We start from the raw sequence: 5,732 nt of genomic DNA on the forward strand, positions 1-5,732 counted from the left end.
TTCCCTTGCTTTGCATTCATCTTCACCTTTTTCCATAAGTTCAGAAACTATCTTCTCAGCAGTTTCATAAAACACATCATATCTGGCTATCCTTCCCGCTTCTTCTCCTGTAACAGAAAGCTCCTCAGCCATTTTTGCACAATCTACTGTAAAAGTTCTGCATTGCGCGCCCATCTGCCGGCACAAATTTTCTGTATATCGCTGATCTCTTTCTGCCTCTCCCGGTCTGAATTTATGATTCAAATGTACGGGATATACCGTTATACCCATCTGTTCTTTCAGTAACATCAGCACATGAAAAAGGCATACCGAATCAGGGCCTCCTGACAACCCTAATACGATATGCTGTTCTTTTTCTATTAAATGGTGTTCTTTTATGGTTTTTCTGACTTGCTGGATCAACATTCTATCGTTTTTACTATTGCAAAACTCCGTTTCTGATATTTATATCTATTGTACCATGAAATTCCCCTGTAAGCCACAATGAAACGTCAAATAATTCTTGCTGTCAGCACAGTCAAATCATCACGTTCTTTTCCTATATAACTGTCTGCTGCCTGATTCAATATAAGGTCGCTCATAGTTGCCGGATCTGCGGATCTTACTTTAGCAGCAGTCTCTTTAAGCACGCTCAGAAACACATCATTTCTTCCATTTCCGCCGACTCCCCCATCACTCACTCCGTCAGACATCATTATTATCCAGTCATCTTTTTTAAGAACTGTTTCCATATATCTTATTTTAAGTCCATTGACTATTCCCAAAGGGACAGCTGACAGTTTTACTTCTTCGACTTTATCCCTGCGACGGATAAGTGTAGGCGCTGCACCTATTTTATAAAATTTAGTCTTTCCTGTGCGTTTATTAATTATAACCAGATCCACAGTGGCGTATGAATCCTCATCATCTTTCATCAGCATAACAGCATTTATCATTTTAAGAGCAAGATCCGTAGTCACTCCGGATTTCAAAAGTGATATTATTGTCTTAGTTACCATCAGACTCTCTGCCGCTGCTTTCTTTCCCTTGCCCATTCCGTCACTGACGATCATGGCAATCTTTCCGTCTCCGATATCCTGCCATCCACAGCAGTCGCCATTGATATCACCGGAAGCTGCGCACTGAGCGACTGCAATATCCACATTAAACCTTTCATGATTCAGAGATACTGAGCTCCTTACCCCTTCATTTAATCTGTGCCTTACATCATTCATAATTTGCCTTGTTATATCAAACTGATTTGCCAGAACTGATCTGCTGTCCAAATATGTTGAATACAGTTCTGCCAAGTCCGCCATGTCCTCAGCCTTTATTTTGAGTATCCCAGATGCTTTGCTGTCAGCTTCAGCCCTTGCATTTTCCTCGGTTCCCGCTAATATTACTATACTTTTTTTCAGCTTAGATCCAAACTTCCAGTTTACAGTGACAAATACTGCCGAAGCCAATAAAAGGCAGTAATTATCAACCCCCAAAACTATTCCGCTCTCTGCAAATCCCAAGGACCAGCATGTAAGGACAAAAACAGCCGCACAAATAAGCCCCCCGAAACGTTTAGCGAATATCGCCGCAGTTACGCCTATAACTGCAGTAGCAAGCAATCCCCACTGCTCCTGACCGATAAAGCTTGTCCAGATTCCCCCTATAGCAACCGTCAAAAAAGCAGCTGTCGAATCCAGATATACAAGAGTAAGCAAGGTCAGAAACAAAATGACTGGCCATGATAAAAACGAAATCCCCAGACCGTTTACTACCATAAGACACATTGACACGGCCGACACAAGCCGCAGTTCCTGCAAAACATCAGTTTTTCTATTCTCCTTGTCTGCCCATATGCTGTGTACAGCATCAAACATGAATACCATCGCCAGTATAAGAAATCCGTAAAGCATCAGTTTCTCAGGGCTTATCTTATATACTGTCGAGGTGGCAAGCCTGCTCACACTCATACATATAATGCCTATGGCAGCTGAGATCATGGCAGTCTGCCACGTTTCCAGCTTCATTTTTCTGGCTGCCGCAAATAAAATACCGCAGACAGCAACTGCCGCCAAATCCCCCCACGGATCATATCCTTTTGTAATATAAGGCAAAATACCTGCCGCCGCGGGTATGGCTAAATACAAATTTGTCACGCTTCTACAAGTCATATACGCAACAAAAGCCACCGCGGCGGGAAAGCATCCGTCCATTAAAGGACCATGGCTTATGACAAAAGTAAACAATATTAATATGACTACACGCGCTATTTTTGTTTTCGTTAAATTAAAAGCGCCTGCTTTGGTGGTGTTTTCCATTTTAAAAATCTCCATTCCCAATACAAGCACATTATACAGCCTGTCCTCATCGAAATTTGTCAAAACTCCTGTAACAGTAATTTATTTTTTGTCATGTTTTCCATAATACGAAAAGTGTGAAAAAATCATGCTTTTAATGTAAATTTACATTATGGTATCAGCCCTGTCCATTTCATATTTTAATAGGAAATATTGTAAGCACATTTCTGCTGTTTTATAATAAAACAAAAAAGGTAATCAATAAATATGGATATAAGAGTTTTGAATTATTTTTTAGTAGTGGCCAGAGAAGAAAATATAACCAAGGCAGCACAGCTTCTTCATATAACACAGCCTACTCTTTCAAGACAGCTAATACAGCTTGAAGAAGAATTGGGAGTTAAGCTGTTTCGAAGAAGCAGCCACAGTATATATTTAACAAACAGCGGCTTGCTGTTTCGCCAGCGCGCACAGGAAATGGTAAACTTGGCAGATAAAGCACAGGCAGAACTAAAACAAGATGCAGATATACTGTCAGGCAATATATCTATAGGCTGCGGAGAAATGAGAAGTGCGCAAGAAATCGCAAAACTTATCACTGATTTTCAAAACCGATATCCTTTAGTGCAATTTGAGCTATACAGCGGAAATAATGAAAATATTAAAGAACGAATGGAGCAAGGTTCTTTAGATTTGGGGCTGTTATTAGAACCTGTAAATGTTGTAAAATGCAATTTCATCCGCATGAGGACAAAGGAACAGTGGGGAGTTTTGATTCATAAGGATAACCCCCTTGCTCAAAAAAAAGCAATTCATCCCGGAGAGTTAGTTGGTACAAAAGTTATAACCATACATCTCAATACTCCCGTTCATCATGAGCTGGCAAACTGGTCAGGTGATTTTGCCAAAGAAATGAAGTCATGTGTAAACTATAATCTTCTGTATAATGCTGTGATTGTTGCAAAGGAGAAAAAAGGGGCTGTTATCTGTGTAAAGTTAGATAATTACTATGATAATATGATATTTATTCCTTTTGAACCAAAACTTGAATTGACTTCTGTACTGGCATGGAAAGACAGGCAATTATATTCAAAAGCAACACATACCTTTATAAATTTTATAAAAGAGCAGTATAAACAAGGATAATAGAAATTCAAATTTTGCATTTCTAATGATGTAATATAAGCATTAGACATATCAATAAATTGATTTTAAAATATAGGTGTAAGTAAGATAAATCACTATCTTATCTTGCACCTATTTTCTTTGAAAAGGGCAGAAAATGGATTTTTTATGGCACAAATTGCAAAATAAGCAAATTTAAAGGAGATGGAAAAATGAAATTTATAACTTTAAGTAACGGTGTAAAAATGCCTATACTCGGATATGGAACATTTACAATGAGTAATGATGAAACCGAACGTTGCGTTACGGAAGCAATTCAAGTCGGCTACAGATTGATTGACACAGCACAAGCATATCGCAATGAAGAAGGTGTTGGAAATGCAATCGTAAAATGCGGTGTATCCAGAGAAGAATTGTTTATTACAACAAAAATCTGGGTTGAAAACGCAGGATATGAAAAGGCAAAACGCTCTCTTGAAGAGTCTTTGAAAAAATTACAGACAGAATATATTGATTTAGTTCTCATTCATCAGGCCTTTAATGATTACTACGGCACATGGAAAGCTTTAGAGGAAGCATACAAATCAGGAAAAGTAAGAGCAATTGGTGTTTCTAACTTTTATCCGGACAGATTTATGGATTTAGTAACTTTCAGTGAAATTAATCCTATGATAAATCAGTTAGAAACTCACGTTTTCCAGCAACATAAAAATGATAAAAAATTTTTAGAAAAATACGGAACAAAACTGGAAGCTTGGGCACCATTTGCCAGAGGCAGCCATGGTATCTTTGAAAATGAAGTTTTAATGCAAATTGCGAAGCAGCATAACAAAACAATAGGGCAAGTGGCACTGCGTTTCTTAATTCAAAATGGTATCATTGCTATTCCAAAGTCTGTTCATAAAAATAGAATGGAAGAAAATCTCAATATATTTGATTTTTCATTATCAAATGAAAATATAAAGAAAATTGAAGAACTGGATTTAGGCGAAAATGTATTTATGGACCATGAAAACGCAGAAGATATTGAAAGATTCTTCAAAATGTTTAAGATCGGAAACAAATAAAAGGAGAACTCAACCATGATAAGAAATATTTTTATTGCAACAATCAAAGAAGGTGTAACTGACAGCGAAATTCAAAAGGAAATTGAATTGATGCGAAACATGAAAAATGAACTTCCGGAAATCAAAGAAATTATCGTAGAAAAAAGCACGGGATGGATTGGCTTAAGCAATGTTGTTGCTATGACGATTGATGTAGAAAGCAAACAGGATTTTGATAAAGTTATCCAAAGCTCTGCACATCAGAATGTAAGTAAAACAGCACCTGACTTTTTCAGAACAGATAATTTTATTTTAACACAAATAGAATATTAAAAAGGAGCGATATCAAATATGAAAAAAATATTAATAATTTCCGGACACACAGATCTAAACAATTCAGCCGCAAATAAATCTATATTGGAAAATCTTGAGTCCGCCCTGCCGCAAGCCGAATTTGTCTACTTGGACAAACTTTATCCGGATTTTCAAATTGATGTCAAAGCAGAACAGGAAAAGCTTGTAACCGCTGATATCATCGTTTTACAATTTCCAATTTTCTGGTATGCCATGCCATCACTATTAAGCCGCTGGATCGAAGAGACATTCCAGCACGGCTTTTCTCATGGTTCAGATGGAAATAAACTTAAAGGCAAAAAATTGATTGCCTCTTTCACTACAGGCGCCCCTGAATTTATGTATAGTTATGAGGGAGAACAACATTACCCTATAGATGATTTTCTCACACCAATAAAAGCTATCTGTAATTTATGTGAATTAGATTATTCAGGCTATATTTATACCGGAGGAGTCTCTTATCAAAATCGGAATGATGCCGAAAAAGAAACAGAACTAAAAGAAAAAACGGCCATACATACAAATAAACTATTAAAATTATTGCAGACATTAAATTAGTTAAATATAAAAATTTCTTGCAACAAAACATGTAATCAAATATATACTTACTTAATATTAAAAATTGCCGGGCTTTCATTAACCCCAAAAGCCCGGCAAAATTCTATTTTTTACCTGTCATCAGGCAGTCAGCTATTTCCCAATAATACCGTAAAACCTCATAGCATTTTCCTTTGTCTTCTCTGCTACATCCTGGAGATTCATTTTTTTTATTTCCGCCACTTTAGCCGCAGTATACTCTACCATGGGAGGCGTGTTTTTCTTTCCCCTGAAAGGCTCCGGTGTGAGATACGGCGAATCAGTCTCCACCAAAAGAAAGTCTATAGGGATTTCCTCCACAACAGCTACGGTTTTCTTATTATTCTTATAGGTAACA

At 37.3% G+C, this 5,732-nt stretch carries 7 protein-coding genes; 4 read left to right on the top strand and 3 right to left on the bottom strand.

Annotation, left to right across the window (positions count from 1 at the left end):
* On the bottom strand, positions 1–405 hold a 405-nt coding region (locus tag ACLR96_RS09930; protein ID WP_412265830.1), incomplete at its 3' end, for an ATP-binding protein.
* Between the two features lie 86 nt (positions 406–491).
* The gene (locus tag ACLR96_RS09935; protein WP_412265833.1) at positions 492–2,294 is read right to left on the bottom strand and encodes a SpoIIE family protein phosphatase; all 1,803 of its coding nucleotides are present in this window, start codon (positions 2,292–2,294) and stop codon (positions 492–494) included.
* Positions 2,295–2,540: 246 nt separating this feature from the next.
* Here ACLR96_RS09935 and ACLR96_RS09940 point away from each other — a divergent pair, with 246 nt between their 5' ends.
* From ACLR96_RS09940 to ACLR96_RS09955, 4 genes are all read left to right on the top strand, one after another.
* Complete coding sequence (locus tag ACLR96_RS09940; RefSeq protein WP_177269701.1) at positions 2,541–3,419, top strand: LysR family transcriptional regulator; 879 nt, start codon at positions 2,541–2,543, stop codon at positions 3,417–3,419.
* A gap of 191 nt (positions 3,420–3,610) precedes the next feature.
* Positions 3,611–4,465, top strand: a complete 855-nt coding sequence (locus tag ACLR96_RS09945) for an aldo/keto reductase (protein ID WP_177269703.1) — start codon at positions 3,611–3,613, stop codon at positions 4,463–4,465.
* 15 nt (positions 4,466–4,480) lie between these two features.
* Complete coding sequence (locus tag ACLR96_RS09950) at positions 4,481–4,777, top strand: Dabb family protein (protein ID WP_177269705.1); 297 nt, start codon at positions 4,481–4,483, stop codon at positions 4,775–4,777.
* Positions 4,778–4,795: 18 nt separating this feature from the next.
* Positions 4,796–5,356: an NAD(P)H-dependent oxidoreductase gene (locus ACLR96_RS09955; RefSeq protein WP_177269707.1), complete on the top strand. Its 561-nt coding sequence runs from the start codon at positions 4,796–4,798 to the stop codon at positions 5,354–5,356.
* 132 nt (positions 5,357–5,488) lie between these two features.
* Here ACLR96_RS09955 and ACLR96_RS09960 read toward each other — a convergent pair.
* Positions 5,489–5,732, bottom strand: a 244-nt coding sequence (locus ACLR96_RS09960) for a TatD family hydrolase (protein ID WP_412265836.1), incomplete at its 5' end; no start/stop codon positions are given.

The organism is Lentihominibacter sp., assembly GCF_046951855.1.
GTDB lineage: Bacteria > Bacillota > Clostridia > Peptostreptococcales > Anaerovoracaceae > Lentihominibacter > Lentihominibacter hominis.